This window comes from Enterovibrio norvegicus FF-33 (genome assembly GCF_000286835.2).
GTDB classification, from domain to species: Bacteria; Pseudomonadota; Gammaproteobacteria; order Enterobacterales; family Vibrionaceae; genus Enterovibrio; species Enterovibrio norvegicus_A.
Genome location: NZ_AJYD02000045.1, coordinates 1 through 21476 on the forward strand (window position 1 = coordinate 1; position 21476 = coordinate 21476).

The window sequence follows — 21476 nt, forward strand, 5'->3', positions numbered from 1 at the left end:
CCAGTGAACATGCTTCATGAGAGATACCTTCCATCAAGCAACCGTCGCCCAAGAACACAAAGGTGTTGTGGTCAACGATGGCATGGCCGTCGCGATTGAATTGCGCTGCCAGTGATTTCTCTGCCATCGCCATACCAACAGCGTTGGTGATGCCTTGGCCTAGTGGGCCAGTGGTGGTTTCAATGCCCGGTGCATAACCGTATTCAGGGTGACCTGGGGTTTTTGAATGCAGTTGGCGGAAGTTTTTCAGATCATCAATCGACAGATCGTAACCCGTCAGGTGAAGCAGAGAGTAAATCAGCATTGAGCCGTGACCGTTAGACAAGATGAAACGGTCGCGATCAGCCCATTCAGGGTTTTGCGGGTTGTGGTTCATGTGGTCGCGCCACAGTACTTCGGCGATATCAGCCATGCCCATTGGGGCGCCCGGGTGACCAGAGTTGGCTTGTTGTACACCGTCCATGCTTAGTGCACGAATCGCGTTTGCTAAAACCTTGCGGGAAGACATGTCTGCTCCTGAGATCAATAGACGTTTTGTTTTATATGCAATCAGGCGTAATACTTTTATTCGTAGATGGCCAGATCGCAGAAGTCGGCGGGGTCGTATTGTCGCAAGACTCCCGTTCCTCTGCAAACGTTTTACATGGCTGATTTTATAGGAAACTGCGCCTATCTAGCGTGTTTGTGCCGCATCTATTTGTAATTACAGGATGACTGACGCAAACGTTTCCCTTTTAGGCAGACAAACCGTGGGGTTGATTTATCAATCTCGTGACGTAGAATAGACGTCCAGATGGAAAAGCATCTATACCTTTAAACGTATATTCGATATCAATTTTATACCAACGGCAGTCAGCACAGGTTTAACACACTGCTGAAATTGGTATTTACTCATTAGGGAAAACGTTATGGCTAAGCACCTGTTCACTTCTGAATCTGTATCAGAAGGCCACCCAGACAAAATTGCAGATCAGATTTCTGATGCCGTTCTTGATGCAATTTTGGCGCAGGATCCAAAAGCACGTGTGGCGTGTGAAACCTACGTCAAAACTGGCATGGTGATGGTTGGCGGTGAAGTAACAACGTCAGCATGGGTTGATATCGAAGAAATCACACGTGAAACCGTGCGTGAGATTGGTTATGTACATTCTGACATGGGCTTTGATGCAGACTCTTGTGCTGTATTGAATACCATTGGTAAGCAATCGCCAGACATCAACCAAGGTGTTGATAAAGCAGATCCTAAAGATCAAGGCGCTGGCGACCAAGGCATTATGTTTGGTTACGCAACCAACGAAACCCCTATTCTTATGCCTGCGCCAATCACCTACTCTCACCTGCTGGTTAAAAAGCAAGCGGAAGTGCGTAAGAGCGGCAAACTGGATTTCTTACGTCCAGACGCGAAATCACAAGTTACCTTCCAATATGACCAAGGTAAGATTGTTGGTATTGATGCGGTTGTTCTTTCAACTCAGCATTGCGATTCAGTCACGACTGAATACTTGCGCGAAGCGGTAATGGAAGAAATCATTAAACCGGTTTTACCGATTGAATGGTTGAACAAAGACACCAAATACTTCATCAACCCAACCGGTCGTTTTGTTATCGGTGGCCCAATGGGTGACTGTGGTTTGACGGGTCGTAAGATCATCGTCGATACCTACGGCGGCGCAGCGCGTCACGGCGGTGGTGCATTCTCTGGTAAAGATCCATCGAAGGTTGACCGCTCTGCAGCATACGCAGCACGTTATGTTGCTAAAAATATCGTTGCCGCTGGCATGGCTGATCGCTGTGAGATCCAACTGTCTTACGCTATCGGTGTCGCTGACCCAACATCTATCATGGTTGAAACGTTCGGCACAGAAAAAGTGTCTCAAGAGATCATCATCGAAGCGGTTCGCCAAAACTTCGACTTGCGCCCATATGGCCTGCAAGAGATGCTTGACCTGCTACAACCTATCTACAAAAAGACAGCAGCATACGGTCACTTCGGTCGTGAAGAATTCCCATGGGAAAAAACGGACAAAGTGGCAGCATTACGCGATTTCGCGAACATCAAATAATCGCGACCACGCAGCACCACAGATTAAGAAAAGGGAAGCTTCGGCTTCCTTTTTTTCATGCCTCTCTTTACCCTAGCCGCTGTCACCACTTAACTTTGCCAAAGCGATGAACGAACTCCACTACCGTATTACCCGACGCGTAAGCGAATGCATTTATCAAGCAAGCCAGACCTTAAAGGCAGATTTTTCGGTGCCTGCGATCCGTTTTGATATTCGGGGAAAAACGGCGGGAATGGCGCTGCTTCAACGCTGGCAGCTTCGCTTCAATCCCGTATTACTGGCCGAAAACCCAGAAGCATTTATTAACGAAGTGGTTCCCCATGAAGTCAGTCATTTAATTGTCTTTGCGCGATTCGGACGTGTTCGCCCGCACGGCAAAGAGTGGCAAGCCGTTATGTCACAGGTCTTTGATGTTCAACCTAAAACCACGCATAGCTTTGACATCAAATCCGTGGAAGGCAAAACCTTTCCTTATCAATGCCAATGTGACGTCATCCCTTTATCTGTGCGCCGTCACAACAAGGTACAGCGCCAGCAAGTGCAGTACATGTGCCGTCGTTGTAAACAGCCCCTGATGTGGAAACCTTCAGCATCCTAACGCGAATGCGTTAATTGCCACTTTTTCCTCAATTAACAAGTTATTCAATTAACACTATTTTAGTGAGATTTAACTCGCATACATCTGCAATAATCAAAGTACTCAATTCCAAAAAGACTTTGTTTCATGATGAAAAAGTATCTCTTGCTGCTTTCTGCGTTGTTGATATCACCACTGGCGATGTCTGCTCCTGAGCATCCACAATCCTTTTCGAAAGCCAAACGCATCGCGCAAAAAATCTATCAGGACTATCCCACCTCTTTTTACTGTGGCTGTGACATTGAGTGGAAAGGGAAGAAGGGCGTGCCGCAATTAGATGAATGTGGTTACCAAGTGCGTAAGCAATTAAAACGCGCTAGCCGCATTGAATGGGAACATGTCGTTCCCGCTTGGCAATTTGGCCACCAGCGCCAATGCTGGCAAGACGGCGGACGCAAGAATTGCGGCAAAACAGACATGGCCTTTCGTTTAATGGAAGCGGATCTGCACAATCTGGTCCCTGCCATTGGCGAAGTGAACGGCGACCGCTCTAACTATCGTTTTTCACAATGGAACGGAAACAAAGGCGCATTTTACGGACAATGCGAAATGAAGGTCGATTTCAAACAGCGCGCGGTCGATCCACCTGCGCAAAGCCGTGGCGCCATTGCACGTATCTACCAGTACATGAATCAACAGTATGACTTTCGTTTGGCGTCAGCACAGAAAAAGCTCATGAATGCGTGGGATAAAACCTACCCTGTTACGGATTGGGAATGTGAGCGTGACCGTCGAATAGCCAAAGCGCAAGGTAACCACAATCCTTTCGTGAAAGCATCGTGCGAGAAAGCAGGTCTCTGATCTAGCTGAAGGCGAGCAACACTACAATCGTGAGGCAGCAGCGTGATACACTGCTGCTCATTATTAACAACGAAACGACCATCATGCGTATCCCTAGAATTTTCCATCCTGAACGTCTGCCCGACAATGGCCGCGTCTCTCTTAGTGAAGACGCTGCAAACCATGTTGGACGCGTATTGCGAATGCAAATTGGTCAGGAAATCCTGCTGTTTGATGGCAGTGGTGCTGAATTCCCCGCCGTCATTGCTGAAACGAGCAAGAAATCTGTCGCTGTTGATGTGGTTGAGCGTGTTGAACGCAGTATCGAATCGCCTCTGGATTTACACCTTGGTCAGGTGATCAGCCGCGGTGACAAAATGGAATTCACCATTCAGAAATCTGTTGAGCTGGGCGTCAATGTCATCACGCCGCTGATCTCAGAACGTTGTGGTGTCAAACTCAACGCGGAGCGCTTCGATAAAAAACTGCAGCAATGGCAAAAAATTGCGATTGCGGCCTGTGAACAAAGTGGTCGTAACATCGTGCCAGAGATTCGGCCCGTGATGGCGCTGGAAGAGTGGACGACTGAAGACTTTGACGGGCTGAAACTCAACCTGCATCCACGTGCAAAATACTCAATCAATACACTGCCAGAACCGGTCAAGCGCGTTCGTTTGCTCATAGGTCCTGAAGGTGGGTTGTCAGCAGACGAAATTGAAAAAACGCGCGAATTTGGTTTCGAAGAAACCTTATTAGGGCCGCGCGTGTTGCGAACAGAAACCGCAGCATTAACGGCGATCACCGCCCTACAGGTTCGCTTTGGCGATCTCGGCTAATTAAGGACAATACATGATCAAACTGGGCGTAGTGATGGATCCAATCGAATCCATCAATATCAAAAAAGATTCTTCCTTTGCCATGATGCTAGAAGCGCAAAAGCGTGGCTGGGAAATTCACTACATGCAGATGCACGACTTGTCGCTAGAACAAGGCAAAGCATTGGCACGCACTAAAATCGTGACACTGGAAGAAAACCCAGACAACTGGTTTGAAGTGAAAAGTGAGCAAGAGATCGCTCTTGCTGATCTTGATGCTGTTTTGATGCGCAAAGATCCGCCTTTTGATACCGAATACATCTACGCAACTTACATTCTTGAGCGCGCTGAAGTGGAAGGTTGTCTTATCGTCAACAAACCGCAAAGTCTGCGTGACTGCAATGAAAAGCTGTTCACTGCGTGGTTCCCTGAGCATACGCCGATCACTTTGGTGACACGTCGTGCTGATCAGATCAAAGCTTTCCATGAAAAACACGGCGACATCATTCTCAAGCCCTTAGATGGTATGGGTGGTTCATCGATTTTCCGTGTTAAGCAGGGCGATCCAAACTTGTCAGTGATCATCGAAACCCTGACAAACCTTGGTAACACCTACTGCATGGCGCAAACCTTTGTGCCAGATATCAGTAACGGCGATAAACGCATTCTGGTGGTGGACGGCGAGCCAATGCCATACTGCCTAGCGCGTATTCCCGCCAAAGGCGAAACCCGCGGTAATCTGGCTGCTGGTGGTCGTGGTGAAGCCCGTCCTCTGAGCGATACCGATTGGGCAATCGCACGCGCCGTTGCGCCAACGCTAAAAGAGAAAGGCCTCGTATTTGTAGGTTTGGATATTATCGGTGACAAGCTGACTGAAATTAACGTGACCAGCCCAACCTGTATCCGTGAAATTGAAGCGGCCTTTGATATTAATATCAGCGGTAAGTTGATGGACGCGATTGAAGCGCGTCTACAAAAATAATCGCACACAACCTCGCGTAGTTTCGGCTGCGCGAGGCTGACTTTCTCTGACTTACCGCTCATACTGAACTAAGCATCATTATTTCACAGCACCTTTATATCAGTCGCTTTACGCCGACGCATCTCAGCAGTGGAAGGGCATCATGAACTTTAAAAATCATTTCCTTGTCGCAATGCCCAGTATGTTAGATGACCGTTTCAAGCACAGTGTTATCTATGTGTGCGAGCACAATGAGGACGGTGCAATGGGACTGGTGATTAACCAGCCCATCGATATCTCGGTCGCCAACATGCTTGAACAAATCGAGGTAGAGCGCGAGAGCCATGTCACCCACCCAGTGAGCCTCGATCAGCCTGTCTTATTTGGCGGCCCTGTATCAGAAGATCGCGGATTTGTTCTACACAAAAACAGGCAAGAGTTCGGCTCTAGCATTCAACTGTCTGATGCACTGACAGTGACCACCTCGAAAGATATTCTGAGTATCTTAGGCACTAACGATGAACCTGAGCAGTTTATTGTCGCGCTGGGTTATTCAGGCTGGGACGCGGGGCAACTCGAACAGGAGCTGGCAGAAAACAGTTGGCTCACCATTGAAGCTGACCCTACCGTTATTTTCGATACCCCAATCAATGAGCGTTGGGAAAAAGCACTCAAGCAATTGGGCATCACTGCGCTCAATCTTTCGTCCGATATCGGACACGCATAAGAGACATCCAATGAGTAACATTCAAACTGTGCTGGGCTTTGATTACGGCACAAAAAGTATTGGCATCGCGATTGGCCAAACCATTACTGGCACCGCTCAACCGCTTAAGGCACTGAAAGCAAAAGATGGCATCCCAAGCTGGGACGCCATTGAAGCGATCTTAAAAGAATGGAAACCCGATTTAGTGGTGGTGGGTTTACCGCTTGATTTACAAGGCGGTGAACTAGAAAGCATCACACCTCGCGCACGCAAATTTGCCAATCGCCTAAAGGGGCGTTTTGGCGTTGATGTCGAGTTGCATGATGAGCGTCTTACCACAACAGAGGCGCGTTCTTCACTTTTTGAACACGGCGGGTATCGCGCATTGGGCAAGGGAAACATTGACTGCCAATCCGCGGTTATCATTGTCGAAAGCTGGCTTGAAAATCAGTACAGTTAAATAAGCGCCTGATGGCGCTTTTTTTTCGTTTACTTACGAGCCTTCGATACTAACATCGGCAAGTGACAGCGAACTCGAGGATTGCTCTGCCATTTTCATCATCAGCTTCAGTTCATTGCGAGAATCAGCGTGATGTAACGCTTCTTCCTTCGAGATTTTTCCTGCCTGATAAAGCGTAAACAGGGATTGGTCAAAGGTGCACATACCCGCTGTTTCGCCCTTGCTGATACACGCTTTAAGCTCGTGCAATTCACCACGACGTATCAAATCAGAAACATGGGAAGTATTGAGCAATAACTCATACGCGCCATGACGACCAATACCGCTGATATCAGGCACCAACTGCTGCGCTAGAATGCCCCTGAGATTAAGTGATAAATCAAACAGGAATTGTTCACGACGCTCTTTTGCCACCAAATGCAATACACGTTCGAGTGCCTGATTGGCGTTATTTGCGTGAAGGGTGGCGATACACAAGTGACCCGTCTCCGCAAACTGCATGGCATATTCCATGGTCTCTCTCGTGCGGATCTCGCCAATCATGATCATGTCCGGCGCTTGACGCAGCGAGTTCTTTAGCGCCACTTCATAACTCTCGGTATCAATACCTATCTCACGCTGTGTCACAATGCATTTTTTATGCGGATGGATGAACTCAATCGGATCTTCTACCGTCAGAATATGGCCGCTGCGATGAGTATTGCGAAACCCTAGCATGGCCGCCATAGATGTCGATTTCCCCGACCCCGTTGCGCCCACAATCAATACCAGCCCACGTTTGGCAATCGACAAATCCTGAATCACATCTGGCAAGCCTAGCGTTTGGATCTCTGGGATCTTGGTTTCAATACGTCGCATCACCATGCCAGGCAAATCTCGCTGCCAAAACGCACTGACACGAAAACGGCCTGATTCGGTGACCAAGGCAAAGTTGGCCTCACGCTCTTCCATGAATTTTCGATGTGTGTCGGTATCCATCGCTTGCGATATCAATGCCTTCACCCCACTCAGATCTAACGTTTCACCGTTGGGCGTTAAGCTGCCATCAACACGCAGCATGCAAGGCGCACCCACAGTGATATAGCAATCTGATGCACGTTGATTGAGCATGGCATCAAGCAATTGAAAAAGGGGCGTCTGATCTGTCATCGTTAAAAACCTGTCCCTGAGCTATCTAACGCCTTGTTGGCTTCGCTGCTATCAATCACACCCTGCATCATCAAGTTGCGCAGTGATTGCTCCATGGTTTGCATGCCCATACCAGAGCCTGTCTGGATCATCGAATACATCTGCGCCACTTTGTCTTCACGAATCAGATTTCGAATGGCAGGCGTCGCAATCATCACTTCATGGGCAGCCACTCGCCCGCCAGTGACCTGTTTAATCAGTTTTTGCGATACCACCGCGCGTAGCGATTCTGACAACATGGATCGCACCATCGGTTTATCCGCACCAGGAAACACATCAATAATCCGGTCAACCGTCTTCGCGGCACTCGACGTGTGCAAGGTGCCAAACACTAAGTGACCCGTTTCAGCGGCAGTCAACGCAAGGCTGATGGTTTCTCTGTCGCGCAACTCACCCACCAAAATGACATCTGGGTCTTCACGCAATGCGGAACGAAGCGCGTTATTAAATGAATGCGTATCTCGGTGAACTTCACGCTGGTTGATCAAGCAACTTTTTTGCTCATGGACAAATTCAATCGGGTCTTCAATCGTCAACACATGACGATGTTGTTCACGGTTAATCTTATCTACCAGCGCAGCCAACGTCGTGGATTTACCTGACCCCGTTGGCCCAGTAACGAGCACGAGTCCTTTTTGATAGTTAACAAACTGCTCAAACACCGAAGGCGCATTGATGGCCTCTAGCGTTGGGATCTTTGATGGGATGTTTCGAAACACCGCTGCGCAGCCGCGTGATTGGTGGAATGCATTAACACGGAAACGGCCAACAGATGCCAGTTCAAACGAGAAATCCACTTCAAGGTTTTGCTCAAACTCCCGTTGCTGGGCGTCGTTCATAATATCGAAGATGAGGCGGTGCACGTCATTGTGCTCGAGTGCAGGCAGGCTAAGCTTTCGGACATCACCATCAACGCGGACCATCGGAGGCACTCCCGCAGAAAGATGTAGATCTGAGGCATTATGCTTTACACTAAAGTCCAATAATTCAGTAATATCCATTAATCCGTTTCCTCGCAGAATTAGCCATGTGTAGTATCAAACAAAACCTAGAGCAGGTCACCCGCCAAATAGACAATGCCGCACAAAAATGCGGGAGAGACGCCGCTGGCGTGCAACTGTTGGCGGTAAGCAAAACCAAACCCATTGAAGCTATCGCACATGCGACAGCCGCTGGGCATCGCCAGTTTGGCGAAAACTATGTACAAGAAGGGGTGGATAAAATCCTTCACTTCCGCCCGCTTCATTCTGATTTGGAATGGCATTTTATTGGCCCGATTCAATCCAATAAAACACGCCTAATTGCCGAACATTTCGATTGGGTGCATTCCGTTGATCGCAGCAAAGTTGCAAGGCGATTGAGTGAACAGCGCCCAGATGACATGCCCCCGCTGCAAGTACTTATCCAAATCAATACCAGCGGCGAAGCGTCAAAATCAGGCACTGGTTTTGAAGAAGTGAAAGCGCTGGCTGATGAAATCGACCAACTTCCTCATCTCACACTGCGCGGCCTGATGTGTATCCCTCAGCCCGAAAGTGATCACGATGCACAAATGGTCGCCTTTGCGCCATTAGTGGCATTGTTTGAAGAGATGAAAGCGACGCGCCCACACTTTGATACCCTTTCGATGGGAATGAGTGGCGACATGGACGCCGCAATTGCCTCGGGCAGCACCATGGTTCGTATCGGCACCGCCCTTTTTGGCGCGCGCGATTACAGCAACCGTGGCGAGTGAAGCATCCTCGCCATATGAATACATCAGGTAAGCCAATCACCGCTTGCCAGACACAAGGAATCATTTGATGGAACAACGCACCATTGCCTTTATCGGCGCGGGCAACATGGCTCGCTCAATCATTGCGGGTTTGATTCAATCGGGCTACCCCGCCTCACTGCTGACAGCGGTTAACCGCACGCCAGAGAAAAGCGCCGCTTTTCGCGATAGCTTCGGCATCAACGCCAATGAAGATGCCATTGCCAGTGCAAAGCAAGCGGATGTCGTGGTGCTGGGCGTGAAACCGCAAGGCATGGAAGAATTGCTGGCGAGCATGACGGAGATTGATTGGAGCAAGAAACTGGCTATATCGATCGCCGCAGGGATTTCTGTCGCACGCTTGTCAGACATGGCAAGCGCGCCACTTAACCTTGTTCGTGTGATGCCAAACACACCTTCACTGGTTGGAGAAGGTATGAGTGGGCTTTATGCTCCAGAATCAGTAACAGAACTTGATCGTCAGTTTGCTGGAGATCTGCTGCAAGCGGTCGGCAAAATTTGTTGGGTCAGCGAAGAATCTGGCATCAATGCTATTATCGCTGCCGCTGGCAGCGCACCTGCCTATTTCTTCTTGTTTATGGAAGCAATGCAGGCAGAAGCTGAGCGCCAAGGCTTTGATAAACAAACTGCACGCGCGTTGGTACAGCAATCCGCGCTCGGCGCAGCTAAAATGGTGGTTGCCAACCCCAATATTGAACTGGCAACCTTAAGAGAACAGGTAACGTCAAAAGGCGGCACCACCGCTCAGGCACTGAGTGTATTTAATAACAACCAACTTTCAGAGACTGTATCAGAGGCCATGCAAGCCGCTGTTCGTCGTGCTGAAGAAATGGAATCGCTATTTTAGGGCTAATTTATGAACTCAATGAACTTCCTCGTTTCAACACTGTTCGACCTCTACATTATGGTGGTGTTGCTTCGAGTTTGGCTGCAATGGGCACGCGCAGATTTTTACAACCCATTCAGTCAGTTTGTCGTTAAAGCGACGCAACCTATCGTTGCACCATTACGCCGAGTCGTTCCATCAATTGGTAACTTTGATTTTGCCACGGTGCTGTTTGCGTTCGTGTTGTGTGTCGCCAAGTTTTTTGTTCTGCAAATGATCGCTTCAGGTGGCATGCCACCGTTTGATTTTTCCTACCTGCTAATAGGATTGATTGCATTGGTGAAAGCCGCGGGTGGTTTGCTGTTTTGGGTATTGATCCTGCGAGCAATCCTGAGCTGGGTCAGCCAAGGTAAAAGCCCGATTGAGTTTGTTATGGTTCAGTTGACGGAGCCTCTAGTGGCCCCTATTCGTCGCGTACTACCATCGATGGGCGGTTTGGATTTGAGTGTACTGGTTCTGTTTATCGTATTGCAGTTCTTGAACTTCTTCATCGGTGACCTGCTCAGCCCTTACTTTGGCAACCTGTGGTTCGTACTATAATTAATGAGTACCACACGCACTGCATGGCTGGATAACGAGGATTTAATCCTAAGATTGTATATCCAGCCTAAAGCAAGCCGTGACCAGTGGATGGGAATACATGGCGAGGAAATCAAACTCGCCATTACTGCTCCACCGGTTGATGGCAAAGCCAATGCCCATCTCACCAAGTTTCTCTCCAAACAATTCAAAGTCGCAAAAGGCCACATCGCGATCGAAAAAGGCGAGTTAGGAAGACACAAGCAAGTAAGGGTGAAAAATCCGGTCATTTACCCTGAGGCTATCAGCAATCTGATCCCCTCCTCCAAACAGTAAATCAGTAAGTGCACCGTTAACTTCACCGTGCGCTTACTCCACCAGACAAGGAACTCTGTCATGAAACCTCTGTTACTCTCTATCGTCAGCGCCTTGTTGCTGCTGATATCGCCGCTATCACAAGCGGAACAGTCGAAAGACATGGGGTCATTGGAAGTGCACTACTCTGCGCTCAACGCCACCTTTATTCCTCCTGCGGTTGCGAAGGCTTATGGCATTAAACGCAGCAGTGCCAACGCACTGATCAACATCGCTATCTTAGATAAGAATCAATCAGGCAAGCCTGCACTGACCGCTAACATTTCCGGTAATGCGCGTAATTTGCTAGGCACCACCAAACCCTTAGAATTTCGTGAAGTCCGCGAAGGGAATGCCATTTATTATCTGGCGGAAGTTCGCATTGCTAATGAAGAAAACGTCACCTTCAATATTGATATCAATGCCGAGGGGAATCGCAGTGGCAAGCTGACGTTCCAGCAAATTTTTTACGAAAACTGAGCAACAGCACATGTGGGTACGTCTTGCTAAGATCGAAAGATGACACCACGTGGCAATCCGGTATTATGGCGCCCATTCGTGGCGCCATTTTTTATCGGCGACCACCCAAGAGGAGACGAAAATGATGAAAGTGGTTCTGGCGACAGGTAACGCAGGCAAAGTAAGAGAAATGGCCGATTTGCTGCAAGATTTTGGTCTGGATGTCATGGCGCAAAGCGAGTTTGCCGTGGTTGATGCTGAAGAAACCGGCACCACCTTTATCGAAAATGCCATCATCAAAGCACGTCATGCCGCCAAAGAAACTGGCTTGCCAGCGATTGCTGATGACTCGGGCTTGGAAGTGGATTATTTAAATGGCGCACCCGGCGTATACAGCGCACGTTATGCGGGTGAAGGCAAAGGCGACCAAGCCAATCTAGAAAAGCTACTAGAATGCATGGCTGATGCACCAGATGATCAACGTTCTGCTCGCTTCCATTGCGTACTGGTTTACATGCGTCACGCTAACGATCCAACACCACTGGTGTGTCATGGTGTCTTCGAAGGCTCTATCGCACGTGAAGCGTCAGGTTCACATGGCTTTGGCTACGATCCGGTTTTCTATGTCAAAGAACACGATTGCACCTTGGCGAACCTTGAGCCTGCAATGAAAAAACAAATATCGCACCGCGGTCAGGCACTGAAGAAACTGTTCGCCGCGATGCGTCAAGAGAAGAAGTAATTCATCATGGCTGTTCAAATCCCATTAAGTCTTTACGTGCATATCCCTTGGTGCGTGCAGAAATGCCCCTACTGCGATTTCAACTCGCACACACTAAAAGGCGAGATCCCAGAGCAAGATTATATCTCTGCTCTGCTGGACGATTTGCAACGAGACTTAGTCCGTTTTGATGGCGTAAGTGGCCGTCATCTGCATTCGATCTTCATTGGCGGTGGTACACCGAGCTTGATGTCACCACAAGAGATCTCACGTCTTTTAAACGGTATCGACGCACTGATCCCGTTCAAAGAAGGCATTGAGATCACCATGGAGGCCAACCCCGGCACAGTGGAAGCTGACAAGTTCATTGCTTACCAGAGCGTTGGCGTCAACCGCATCTCGGTGGGCGTTCAAAGCTTTGACAACGCGAAGCTTGAACGCTTGGGTCGAATTCATGGATCAGAAGAAGCCAAGCGTGCGGCCAAACTGGCTCATGAAGCGGGATTGAACAGCTTTAACTTAGATTTGATGCACGGGTTGCCCGACCAAACCTTGCAAAGCGCCTTGAGCGATCTCAAGCAAGCGATTGAGCTCGACCCTCCGCACCTGTCTTGGTATCAGCTCACCATTGAACCCAATACTCAGTACTATTCGAAACCGCCGGTTTTGCCTGACGATGACGACCTGTGGGACATCTTCGAGCAAGGCCATCAACTGCTCACTGATGCAGGTTATGTGCAATACGAGACCTCGGGTTACAGCAAGCCGGGTTACCAGTGTCAGCACAATCTTAACTACTGGCGTTTTGGTGACTATTTGGGCATTGGTTGTGGGGCGCATGGCAAAATTACCTCTGGCACCAATACCATACAGCGCACAGTAAAAGTGAAACACCCGCGCGGATATCTCGATACTGAGAAAGAATACCTCAGCGAATTGCATATAGTGGAAGCTGATGAAATGCCGTTTGAGTTTTTCATGAACAGATTCCGCTTGGTTGAGCCCTGTCCAAAAGCAGACTTCTCTGCACGTACAGGCTTATCACTGGATGTGGTTGCGACCCCCATTGAAAAAGCCATCGAGCAAGGGTTGCTGAGCGAAACCGAGACCCACTGGCAAGTGACTGCCAAAGGCCGCCTGTTCCTGAACGATCTTCTTTCCGTCTTCATCAACGAGTAAAGGCAGCACGAACGCTGCCTTGTCCCTGAGGCGCTAACGCTCAGGTAAAGCTAAGGACAGCGTTGTAGATGAAGAAGTATCTGTTTGCCCTATTTGTGTTGATGTTATTGCCGCAAACCGCCCTTGCTCAAAAGGGGCGGTTTGCGCCGCTCCCTGGTTGGATTAAACCCATCGTCGACATTCCTGCGTTTGATCCCGCAGGCCATCACTATGATCAGCAGTTTCTGCTGGTCGATAGACAGCTTAATCTGGTCTCCCAATTCCCTGTTGAATACAAACGCTACACCAGCAAAGTCGTCTCCATTGAAGGGGTGGAATCTGGCTCACAAATCTCTATCGATTTTGATCCCAGCTACCAAAGCGTGGAACTACACCGTTTGGAAGTCGTGCGTGATGGCCAAACCTTTGACCGAAAAAACACAGCAAAAACCGCCCAATTCAAACGCGAAGTCGACCTAGATTCCTTGCTCTACAACGGTGATGAAACGCTGCATATTGTGCTCAATGATATACAGGTGGGCGACATTATTGATTTTAGCTACACCCTTACGGGCTTTAATCCGGTGTTTGGCGACAACCGAGAGTGGTATGTCAAAACAGGGTGGGCATCCACTGTCGCACTGGTCAATGCTCGCATTTTAGTCCCGGAAGACAGCCCTATCACCGTCACTAATTTGGACAATAAAGGCAAAGGTACGCTCACAGAAACCACGCAAAAAACGGTGCGTGAATACCGATATCAAGAACAAAACGGCTTGTATGATTTTGATGAGCCTGAGCAGCCACGCTGGTACAACCCCTACCCGTATTTGCATGTCTCTAGCTACAACAATTGGAAAGACGTGGTGAACTGGGCACTGCCTTTGTATCAAGCATCCCCAAGTGATCGTGACGTTCAAACATTAGCGAACAAGATCAAGCAAACACACCCTGAAGATCTTGATCAGCAAGTGGTCGCAGCCATTCACTTTGTGCAAAACAATATTCGCTACTTAGGCATAGAAAATGGCATCGGCTCTCACCAACCACGCCCACCGCGCCAAATCCTGTCCCAAGGCTACGGTGATTGCAAAGACAAAGCCTTGCTGCTGATTTCTTTGCTTGGCGCTATGGGCGTCAATGCCCACCCTGCATTAGTGGATACCTTTTGGCGAGATGAACTGCCACAGCAGCCTGCTGCGCCTTTCAGCTTTAATCACGTCATTGTGCAGATGGAATACAAAGACCAATCTTGGTGGATTGATGCCACTCGCACTCATCAGGGTGATCAGCTTGAAACACTGGCGCAATCACGCCTTGGTTACGCACTGGTATTAAAGCCGGGTGCGGACGATTTGGTGGCCATGTTGCCACCTGCCGCCCCCGTGTCACAAGACATTGAACAGCGCTACGTGGTGAACCATGCGAGTCAGCCAAGTTACCTCACGGTAAAAACCATCTATCGTGGGTTTGAAGCTGAGCGCTGGCGTCGTTATCTCGAGTCCAAGCCGCTAAGAGAGCTAGGCGAAGAGTATGCGAATTACTATGCGGGATTTTTCGGTGGGTTAGATTTTCTGCGCCCACTCAGCGTCGAGGACGACAAGAACAACAACGAAGTCACGGTCAATGAAGCCTATGTGATTGAAGATCTCTGGTCGAAAACTGACGATCTCTACTCGTTTGTTATCTCGGGTGACATCGTCGATGACTATCTCACCAAACCGGATCTTATCCGTCGTAAAACGCCATTTCGGTTCGGCTCTGAAGGGGCCGTTCGTCAAAAAATCACGCTCAGCCTGCCCGAAACGTGGAGCATTGATCCATCAGATCATGCGATCAACAGCCCCTATTTTGAGTTTAATAGCTCGCTAAAAGCAGTTTCAGGCCCCGGCGACGTGCTGCTCGATAAAACCTATGCCGAAGCGGACTATTATTATCGCGCCAAAAAACGCCATGTTGATGCGAGCGAACTGCGTCAATACATGCGACATATCGATGAAGCATGGCAAAGCGTGGATTATGAGTTTAGCTATCAGCCTTAGTGTTGGTGTTGGTGCTGGTGTTGGTGTTGGTGTTAATAGTTAATCCGACAGAACGGCGGACACAAAAAAACGCGGTGAGACAACTCACCGCGCTTTTTAATGTTAGGTCTCAGAGATCAGCACATGCTTCACGCCAACCCACAGACTATTTGCGTACAGTAACCGTCTTCCAGCTTGAAAGAGCGGGGATCAACGAGGCGATTTCAGCTTCCTGAACCTGCCACTGCGCGAAGCGTTGACACACTTCCTGCTGAACGTCTAAGGTTCGGTCACGTTGCAACCTCACTTCGTCCGCGAGCTTGTTCTGTAATGCCGCCATCTTTTGCGAAATGAACTGCATCTTATTGCTTTTGCCTTCACTCAACATCGCTATGTCCATCAAACCTCGGCTGGAAACCGTAGCAATCAACTGAGGGACGCTGGCTTCAAGTTCACGCACAGCCGTGGTTAACGCCTGATGCTTGAGCTGAGGAGATCGGTCGAGATCATAAAGAGAAGTGCTGACCTGATTTTGCAAGTGTTGGTGAAATTGTCCCACTTCACCACGTAATGCACTTCTTTCGCCAAGTTCTGCCGAGAGCACACCATCGAGAGCCAGCCAGGACGTATGTAGCTCCTCAGACAACGATCGCCCAATAAATGGCAAATCATTGCGTATCGTTTTGTTGTACTCGGTTAACGAGGCTCGTTGTGCTTCGCTCAACGCCACGCGATGAACATCAAAAAAAAGATTCCCCTTAGGATCGATGCGAAATTTGTTGTTATTACTCTCAATCAACACATTGTCGGCTTTAATTGCAATGTCACCATGCAGTTCAGGACGACAGTTCTCAGCGGCAACATAAAACGGCAAAAATGCCATAACAAAACAAGAAACGCGCAATGCGTAAGACAGACTTCCACTACCCATAATCATTCTCCGTGTCACTGGATGAAACGACCACGACATCCCATCGCAATAACCCATCCAAGTCTTAGAAAATTGAACGTCCGATGCGCTCGGCAAGCAGCTCTAATACTGCCGTTCCTGCCAGCGAGTTACCTGATTGATCAAGCTCTGGCGACCATACCGTGATGGACATTTCACCCGGCACGATAGCAACGATCCCGCCGCCAACACCCGATTTCCCCGGCATACCCACACGATAAGCAAACTCACCCGCACCATCGTAAAGACCACAGGTCGCCAATAGGGCATTAACCTGCTTACTCTGAGTCTGGCTGACAATTGTTTTTTCTGCGCCTAAAGGAAGTCCTTTGTTTGCCAAATAGTTAAACGTTTTTGCCAAATCCACACAGCTCATGCGCAGTGAACAATAGTGAAAATAATTGGCCAACACCGGCATCACCGCGTTATCAAAATTGCCAAAAGCACGCATCAAATACGCAATAGCCGCATTGCGGTCGCTATGATCCATTTCAGATGTTGCCACCACTTTGTCGTAACAAATATGGTCGTTACCCGACAACTGACGAACAAATTCCAGCATCCGCTGACGTGGTGCTGATTGGCGGCTATACAGCATGTCACAGACCACCAGTGCACCAGCATTGATGAAGGGATTTCGAGGGATCCCTTGTTCCATTTCAAGCTGGATCATCGAATTAAACGCCTGACCTGACGGCTCTTTTCCTACCCGCTGCCAAATCTCTTCAGGGCTGTAATTTTGCAGCGCTAAAGTCAGGCTCAACACCTTTGAAATAGACTGAATAGAAAACGGCTCGTCAGCATCACCTGCCGTAATAATTTCGCCGTCGTTATAGCACACCGCCACCCCGAGTTTATTGGCTGAGACTTCCTTCAAAGCAGGAATATAGTCCGCAACACGTCCTTGCCCAATCAATGGGCGGACCTCTTCCAGAATGTCGTTCAACAGCTGTGGGGTGGGTTTCATGGCGTTCTCCAACGGTCAAAAAAAGCCAACACAAGGTTGGCTTTAAACATGCGACGCTACATTACAATGTAGCGTCGCAAGAAGGGTATGAGTTTTGTCTTATTCGCTACGTGCGTATTTCATATCCCACACGCCATGACCTAGACGATGGCCACGTGCTTCAAACTTGGTCAGTGGACGTTCATCAGGGCGAGGAATGTAAGAACCATCCGTTGCGGTATTCTTGTACCCTGGCGCTACGTCCATCACTTCAACCATATGCTCTGCGTAGTTTTCCCAATCTGTTGCCATATGGAAAATACCGCCAATTTTCAGCTTGCTACGTAGCATTTGAGCAAAATCAGCCTGCACGATACGGCGTTTGTGGTGACGCGTTTTGTGCCATGGGTCTGGGAAAAACAGTTGAACGGTATCTAGGCTCAGTTCAGGCAACATGTGCTCGAACACTTCCACTGCGTCATGACACATCACACGCAGGTTAGTGATACCTGCATCGCGTGCAGCCATTAGGCAAGCGCCCACGCCTGGGCTGTGTACTTCTATACCGATGAAGTTTTTTTCTGGGGCATTTTTCGCCATTTCAACCAGCGATGCACCCATACCAAAACCGATTTCAAGTACCACCGGATTGTCATTACCGAATACCTCAACCCAGTTCAGCTTCTTTTCTTCGAAGTCGATACCCATGGTTGGCCAGCATTCGTTCATTGCTTGCTCCTGACCTTTGGTCAGACGTCCTTCTCGACGTACAAAGCTTCTGATTCTACGAAGAATTTTACCTTCTTCGGTCAGTTCGGTTTTGGTGACTTCAGTCATGGTCTTTTGCCTGCAATCAATAATGAAGAAAAGTTAAGCGGATCGCGCATTATCCAAAGATAACGCCTCGGTGCAAGCCTTGTGCGCCGCCTACTGAGATCTTTCTCTCTGTCGCGTCAAGATCGCTGTCTTTTTCAGCAATCCCAGCCATTCATTGATAGAATGCGCGACGATAACCTATCACCCATAAAGATAACAAAAGAGCATTCATAGTGAGTCAGTCTTTTTCCGATGCCATTTTGACATGGTATGACAAATACGGCCGTAAAACTCTGCCATGGCAGCAAGAGAAAACGCCTTACAAAGTTTGGCTTTCAGAGATCATGTTGCAGCAAACCCAAGTCGCCACCGTGATCCCTTATTTCGAGCGTTTCATGGCGCGCTTCCCTTCGGTCACCGATCTGGCTGACGCTGAACTCGATGAAGTACTTCACCTTTGGACAGGCCTTGGCTACTACGCAAGGGCGCGCAATCTCCATAAAGCAGCACAGCAGATTGCTCAGACCTACCAGGGCGAATTCCCAACCCATATTGACGAAGTGTTGGCTCTGCCCGGCATTGGCCGCTCAACCGCCGGCGCAGTACTTTCGCTGTCACTGGGTCAACATCACCCAATTTTGGACGGCAATGTAAAACGTACCCTGTCGCGCCATTTTGCTGTTGAAGGCTGGCCAGGTAAAAAGCCTGTCGAGAACCGCCTTTGGATACTGGCAGAAGAGAATACTCCTGCAGAGGGTGTGCAACGCTACAATCAAGCCATGATGGACATGGGCGCGATGATTTGTACCCGTAGCAAACCAAAGTGTGAAATTTGCCCAGTCAATTATAGCTGTGAAGCTAACTCCCTTGGCCGTCAGGCGGATTTCCCCGGTAAAAAGCCGAAAAAGACCATTCCTGAAAAAGAAACCTGCTTTGTGCTTTTCCAGTATGAAGACCAAGTGTGGCTCGAGCAGCGTCCACCCACAGGGTTATGGGGAGGCTTATGGTGCTTACCAGAAACCCAAGAAAGCGACGCCCCCCATTTCATTCAAGGTAAATTACCGAGTAATGAATTTGACAAGCCTGAGCAACTCACCGCTTTTCGTCACACGTTTAGCCATTTTCACCTTGATATCGTCCCTTTTCGCGTCAAAATTCATAGTAAACCCGAAAATATTGGGGAAAACGGGATCATGGAAGGGAAAGGCGGCCTTTGGTATAACTTATCTCAACCAGCAAAAGTTGGGCTTGCTGCCCCCGTGCAGAAGTTGCTAGAAAGCCTAACCAGAGAATTTCAGACTTCGGCAAATGCCGGAAAATTATAATATTGGAGCTTAATGATGAGCCGTACTGTTTTTTGCCTGCGTTTGAAAAAAGACGCAGAGGGATTAGATTTCCAATTTTATCCGGGCGACCTTGGCAAACGTATTTTTGACAATATTTCGAAAGAAGCGTGGGCGCAGTGGCAAAGTAAACAAACCATGTTGATCAACGAGAAAAAGCTCAACATGATGGATGCAGACCACCGCAAACTGCTTGAAGAAGAAATGGTGAAATACCTGTTTGAAGGGCACGATACTGTGATCGAGGGCTACACCCCGCCATCCGAGTAAGACGCTAGCTCACAATTTCGCTTCAACACTTTGTAAATAAAAGCATCCTGATTACGCTAATCATGGATGCTTTTTCAATGTATGGACATCATGAAAACTCTTCGCTTGCTAATTTCATTGCTGATTGTTCTTTCTCTTTCTGGTTGTAGCCGCGAAATGATCGAATCTGTTTACCAGGTCGATTACGGTACGACTAACCGTTTTGCGAAGAATCTGGCGCCTTTGCCGGGACAATTTGAGAAAGACTTCGCCTCCCTAGACAAGCTGATCAACAATTTCACCGGAGATATCGAAGTTCGTTGGGGACAAAACGAAATCTACGTGTCCGGTAAAAGTGATTATGTGAAATACACGGATAACTACCTCAGTCGTGCCCGTGTTGATTTCACCAATGGTCTGGTCACCATTGAAACCGTCGCGACCACGCAGCCAACGCAGCACCTAAAGCAGGCCATCATCACCACTTTGCTGACGCCGAATGATCCAGCTTCAGTTGATTTGTATTCTGCTGCCGACGTGCAACTTGAGGGGCGTCCATTTTTGCAAGGCCAGATCCTCGATCAGGACGGCAAAGAGATCGCATGGGAATGGCGCGCTAACCGCTATGCTGACTACCTGATTGAAAAACAGGTTAAAACCAAATCACTGCGCTTCCAGAAAGTGTTTTATGTGCAGATCCCTATGGTATCTGATCACTCCAGTAAGCGGCGCTACCAGTATGCCGACCTGATCCGTGATGCCGCAAAACGCTACGGTATCTCTGAAGAGTTAATTTACTCCATCATCAAAACAGAAAGCAGCTTCAACCCATACGCAGTCAGCTGGGCCAATGCTTATGGTCTGATGCAAGTCGTGCCGAAAACAGCCGGGCGTGATGTATTCAAGCTTGTTAAGAAGCGCAGCGGTGAGCCTTCTCCTGAATATTTATTTGATCCCGCCAAGAACATTGATACCGGTGCGGCGTATTTCTATATTTTAAAAACACGTTACCTGAAAGACGTGAACGACCCACTGTCGAAACACTACAGCATGATCTCAGCGTACAATGGTGGCGCAGGCAATGTGCTCAAAACCTTCCATAAGTCCGACCGAAAACGGGCAATGAATGATCTCAATCGACTGCAACCGAACCAAGTTTATTGGGCTTTGACCAATAAACACCCATCTTCGGAGTCGCGACGCTACTTACAGAAAGTGACTAATTACCAAAAAGAGTTTCGCGCAATGCAGTAAAACCGTAGTAAACATCCGAAAAGCAGAGCGCTTTTAAATCAAAACGATGAAAAAGCCATCAAACAGTCCTATTTGGCGTTTTTTTTTCAAAAAGATGTTGACGGAAACCATCAAAATCCGTTTAATGCACCTCGTTGCCTCGATAGCTCAGTCGGTAGAGCAGGGGATTGAAAATCCCCGTGTCGGTGGTTCGATTCCGCCTCGAGGCACCATATTTAGTGAGATGGTGTTAAGTACGCAACGTTTCCAAGGTTTGTGTGCCGGCTTAGCTCAGTTGGTAGAGCAACTGACTTGTAATCAGTAGGTCACCAGTTCGACTCCGGTAGCCGGCACCATTATTTTGATATTGAGTGATTCACTCTTTAATCAAAGCCTCGATAGCTCAGTCGGTAGAGCAGGGGATTGAAAATCCCCGTG

At 48.6% G+C, this 21476-nt stretch carries 23 protein-coding genes, 2 tRNA genes and 1 pseudogene; 20 read left to right on the plus strand and 6 right to left on the minus strand.

From position 1 onward, the window contains the following. Positions 1-508, minus strand: a pseudogene (locus A1OO_RS22635) (transketolase); the annotation flags it as partial. A 400-nt stretch (positions 509-908) separates the two neighbouring features. On the opposite strand from A1OO_RS22635, the gene metK reads away from it, so the two are divergent. The 7 genes from metK to ruvX all read left to right on the plus strand — a co-directional run bounded on the left by metK (position 909) and on the right by ruvX (position 6422). Further along, entirely contained in the window at positions 909-2063 is a 1155-nt protein-coding gene (gene metK / locus A1OO_RS22640) for a methionine adenosyltransferase (protein WP_017004535.1), read from the plus strand. Between the two features lie 106 nt (positions 2064-2169). After that, a complete protein-coding gene (locus tag A1OO_RS22645) occupies positions 2170-2661 on the plus strand; it encodes a SprT family zinc-dependent metalloprotease (protein WP_017004536.1) in 492 nt (163 codons plus the stop codon). Between the two features lie 129 nt (positions 2662-2790). Then, entirely contained in the window at positions 2791-3501 is a 711-nt protein-coding gene (locus tag A1OO_RS22650; protein WP_026024009.1) for an endonuclease, read from the plus strand. Between the two features lie 83 nt (positions 3502-3584). Then, entirely contained in the window at positions 3585-4316 is a 732-nt protein-coding gene (gene rsmE / locus A1OO_RS22655) for a 16S rRNA (uracil(1498)-N(3))-methyltransferase (protein WP_026024010.1), read from the plus strand. Between the two features lie 13 nt (positions 4317-4329). Then, positions 4330-5277: a glutathione synthase gene (gene gshB / locus A1OO_RS22660; protein WP_017004537.1), complete on the plus strand. Its 948-nt coding sequence runs from the start codon at positions 4330-4332 to the stop codon at positions 5275-5277. Positions 5278-5419: 142 nt separating this feature from the next. After that, on the plus strand, positions 5420-5983 hold the full coding sequence (locus A1OO_RS22665) for a YqgE/AlgH family protein (RefSeq protein WP_017004538.1): 564 nt from the start codon (positions 5420-5422) through the stop codon (positions 5981-5983). Between the two features lie 10 nt (positions 5984-5993). After that, positions 5994-6422 (plus strand): Holliday junction resolvase RuvX, encoded by a 429-nt coding sequence (gene ruvX, locus A1OO_RS22670; protein WP_017004539.1) that lies wholly within the window; start codon positions 5994-5996, stop codon positions 6420-6422. Positions 6423-6455: 33 nt separating this feature from the next. On the opposite strand, the gene A1OO_RS22675 is transcribed toward ruvX, so the two are convergent. Together A1OO_RS22675 and A1OO_RS22680 are read right to left on the minus strand one after the other, a co-directional pair. Beyond that, positions 6456-7571 carry a PilT/PilU family type 4a pilus ATPase gene (locus A1OO_RS22675; RefSeq protein ID WP_016959545.1) on the minus strand — a complete coding sequence of 372 codons (1116 nt, stop codon included), beginning with the start codon at positions 7569-7571 and terminating at the stop codon, positions 6456-6458. A gap of 2 nt (positions 7572-7573) precedes the next feature. Beyond that, positions 7574-8611 carry a type IV pilus twitching motility protein PilT gene (locus tag A1OO_RS22680; protein ID WP_017004540.1) on the minus strand — a complete coding sequence of 346 codons (1038 nt, stop codon included), beginning with the start codon at positions 8609-8611 and terminating at the stop codon, positions 7574-7576. A 26-nt stretch (positions 8612-8637) separates the two neighbouring features. Between A1OO_RS22680 and A1OO_RS22685 the strand changes: the two genes are divergently transcribed. The 8 genes from A1OO_RS22685 to A1OO_RS22720 all read left to right on the plus strand — a co-directional run bounded on the left by A1OO_RS22685 (position 8638) and on the right by A1OO_RS22720 (position 15523). Further along, positions 8638-9345: a YggS family pyridoxal phosphate-dependent enzyme gene (locus A1OO_RS22685; protein ID WP_017004541.1), complete on the plus strand. Its 708-nt coding sequence runs from the start codon at positions 8638-8640 to the stop codon at positions 9343-9345. A gap of 67 nt (positions 9346-9412) precedes the next feature. Further along, positions 9413-10231, plus strand: a complete 819-nt coding sequence (proC, locus tag A1OO_RS22690) for a pyrroline-5-carboxylate reductase (protein ID WP_017004542.1) — start codon at positions 9413-9415, stop codon at positions 10229-10231. A gap of 9 nt (positions 10232-10240) precedes the next feature. Continuing rightward, a complete protein-coding gene (locus A1OO_RS22695; RefSeq protein WP_026024011.1) occupies positions 10241-10810 on the plus strand; it encodes a YggT family protein in 570 nt (189 codons plus the stop codon). 3 nt (positions 10811-10813) lie between these two features. Further along, positions 10814-11125: a DUF167 family protein YggU gene (gene yggU / locus A1OO_RS22700; protein WP_016959550.1), complete on the plus strand. Its 312-nt coding sequence runs from the start codon at positions 10814-10816 to the stop codon at positions 11123-11125. Between the two features lie 60 nt (positions 11126-11185). Further along, positions 11186-11623, plus strand: coding sequence for a DUF4426 domain-containing protein (locus A1OO_RS22705; protein ID WP_017004544.1), 438 nt, complete (start codon positions 11186-11188; stop codon positions 11621-11623). 121 nt (positions 11624-11744) lie between these two features. Beyond that, positions 11745-12344 carry an XTP/dITP diphosphatase gene (locus A1OO_RS22710; RefSeq protein WP_017004545.1) on the plus strand — a complete coding sequence of 200 codons (600 nt, stop codon included), beginning with the start codon at positions 11745-11747 and terminating at the stop codon, positions 12342-12344. Positions 12345-12350: 6 nt separating this feature from the next. Beyond that, entirely contained in the window at positions 12351-13502 is a 1152-nt protein-coding gene (gene hemW, locus A1OO_RS22715; RefSeq protein ID WP_016959553.1) for a radical SAM family heme chaperone HemW, read from the plus strand. A 68-nt stretch (positions 13503-13570) separates the two neighbouring features. Further along, complete coding sequence (locus tag A1OO_RS22720) at positions 13571-15523, plus strand: DUF3857 domain-containing transglutaminase family protein (RefSeq protein WP_017004546.1); 1953 nt, start codon at positions 13571-13573, stop codon at positions 15521-15523. Positions 15524-15668: 145 nt separating this feature from the next. Here the strand turns inward: A1OO_RS22720 and A1OO_RS22725 are convergent, their stop codons facing one another. From A1OO_RS22725 to trmB, 3 genes are all read right to left on the minus strand, one after another. Further along, a complete protein-coding gene (locus A1OO_RS22725) occupies positions 15669-16433 on the minus strand; it encodes a DUF2884 family protein (protein ID WP_016959555.1) in 765 nt (254 codons plus the stop codon). Positions 16434-16497: 64 nt separating this feature from the next. Then, on the minus strand, positions 16498-17418 hold the full coding sequence (glsB, locus tag A1OO_RS22730; RefSeq protein ID WP_016959556.1) for a glutaminase B: 921 nt from the start codon (positions 17416-17418) through the stop codon (positions 16498-16500). Positions 17419-17517: 99 nt separating this feature from the next. Further along, complete coding sequence (gene trmB / locus A1OO_RS22735) at positions 17518-18234, minus strand: tRNA (guanosine(46)-N7)-methyltransferase TrmB (RefSeq protein WP_016959557.1); 717 nt, start codon at positions 18232-18234, stop codon at positions 17518-17520. Positions 18235-18446: 212 nt separating this feature from the next. On the opposite strand from trmB, the gene mutY reads away from it, so the two are divergent. From mutY to A1OO_RS22760, 5 genes are all read left to right on the plus strand, one after another. Further along, positions 18447-19538, plus strand: coding sequence for an A/G-specific adenine glycosylase (mutY, locus tag A1OO_RS22740; RefSeq protein ID WP_017004547.1), 1092 nt, complete (start codon positions 18447-18449; stop codon positions 19536-19538). A gap of 15 nt (positions 19539-19553) precedes the next feature. Next, positions 19554-19826, plus strand: a complete 273-nt coding sequence (locus tag A1OO_RS22745) for an oxidative damage protection protein (protein ID WP_017004548.1) — start codon at positions 19554-19556, stop codon at positions 19824-19826. Positions 19827-19916: 90 nt separating this feature from the next. Next, positions 19917-21059, plus strand: coding sequence for a membrane-bound lytic murein transglycosylase MltC (gene mltC / locus A1OO_RS22750; RefSeq protein ID WP_026024012.1), 1143 nt, complete (start codon positions 19917-19919; stop codon positions 21057-21059). A 136-nt stretch (positions 21060-21195) separates the two neighbouring features. Continuing rightward, positions 21196-21271 (plus strand) — tRNA-Phe (locus A1OO_RS22755). A gap of 47 nt (positions 21272-21318) precedes the next feature. After that, a tRNA-Thr gene (locus tag A1OO_RS22760) sits at positions 21319-21394 on the plus strand. Positions 21395-21476: the final 82 nt, after the last annotated feature.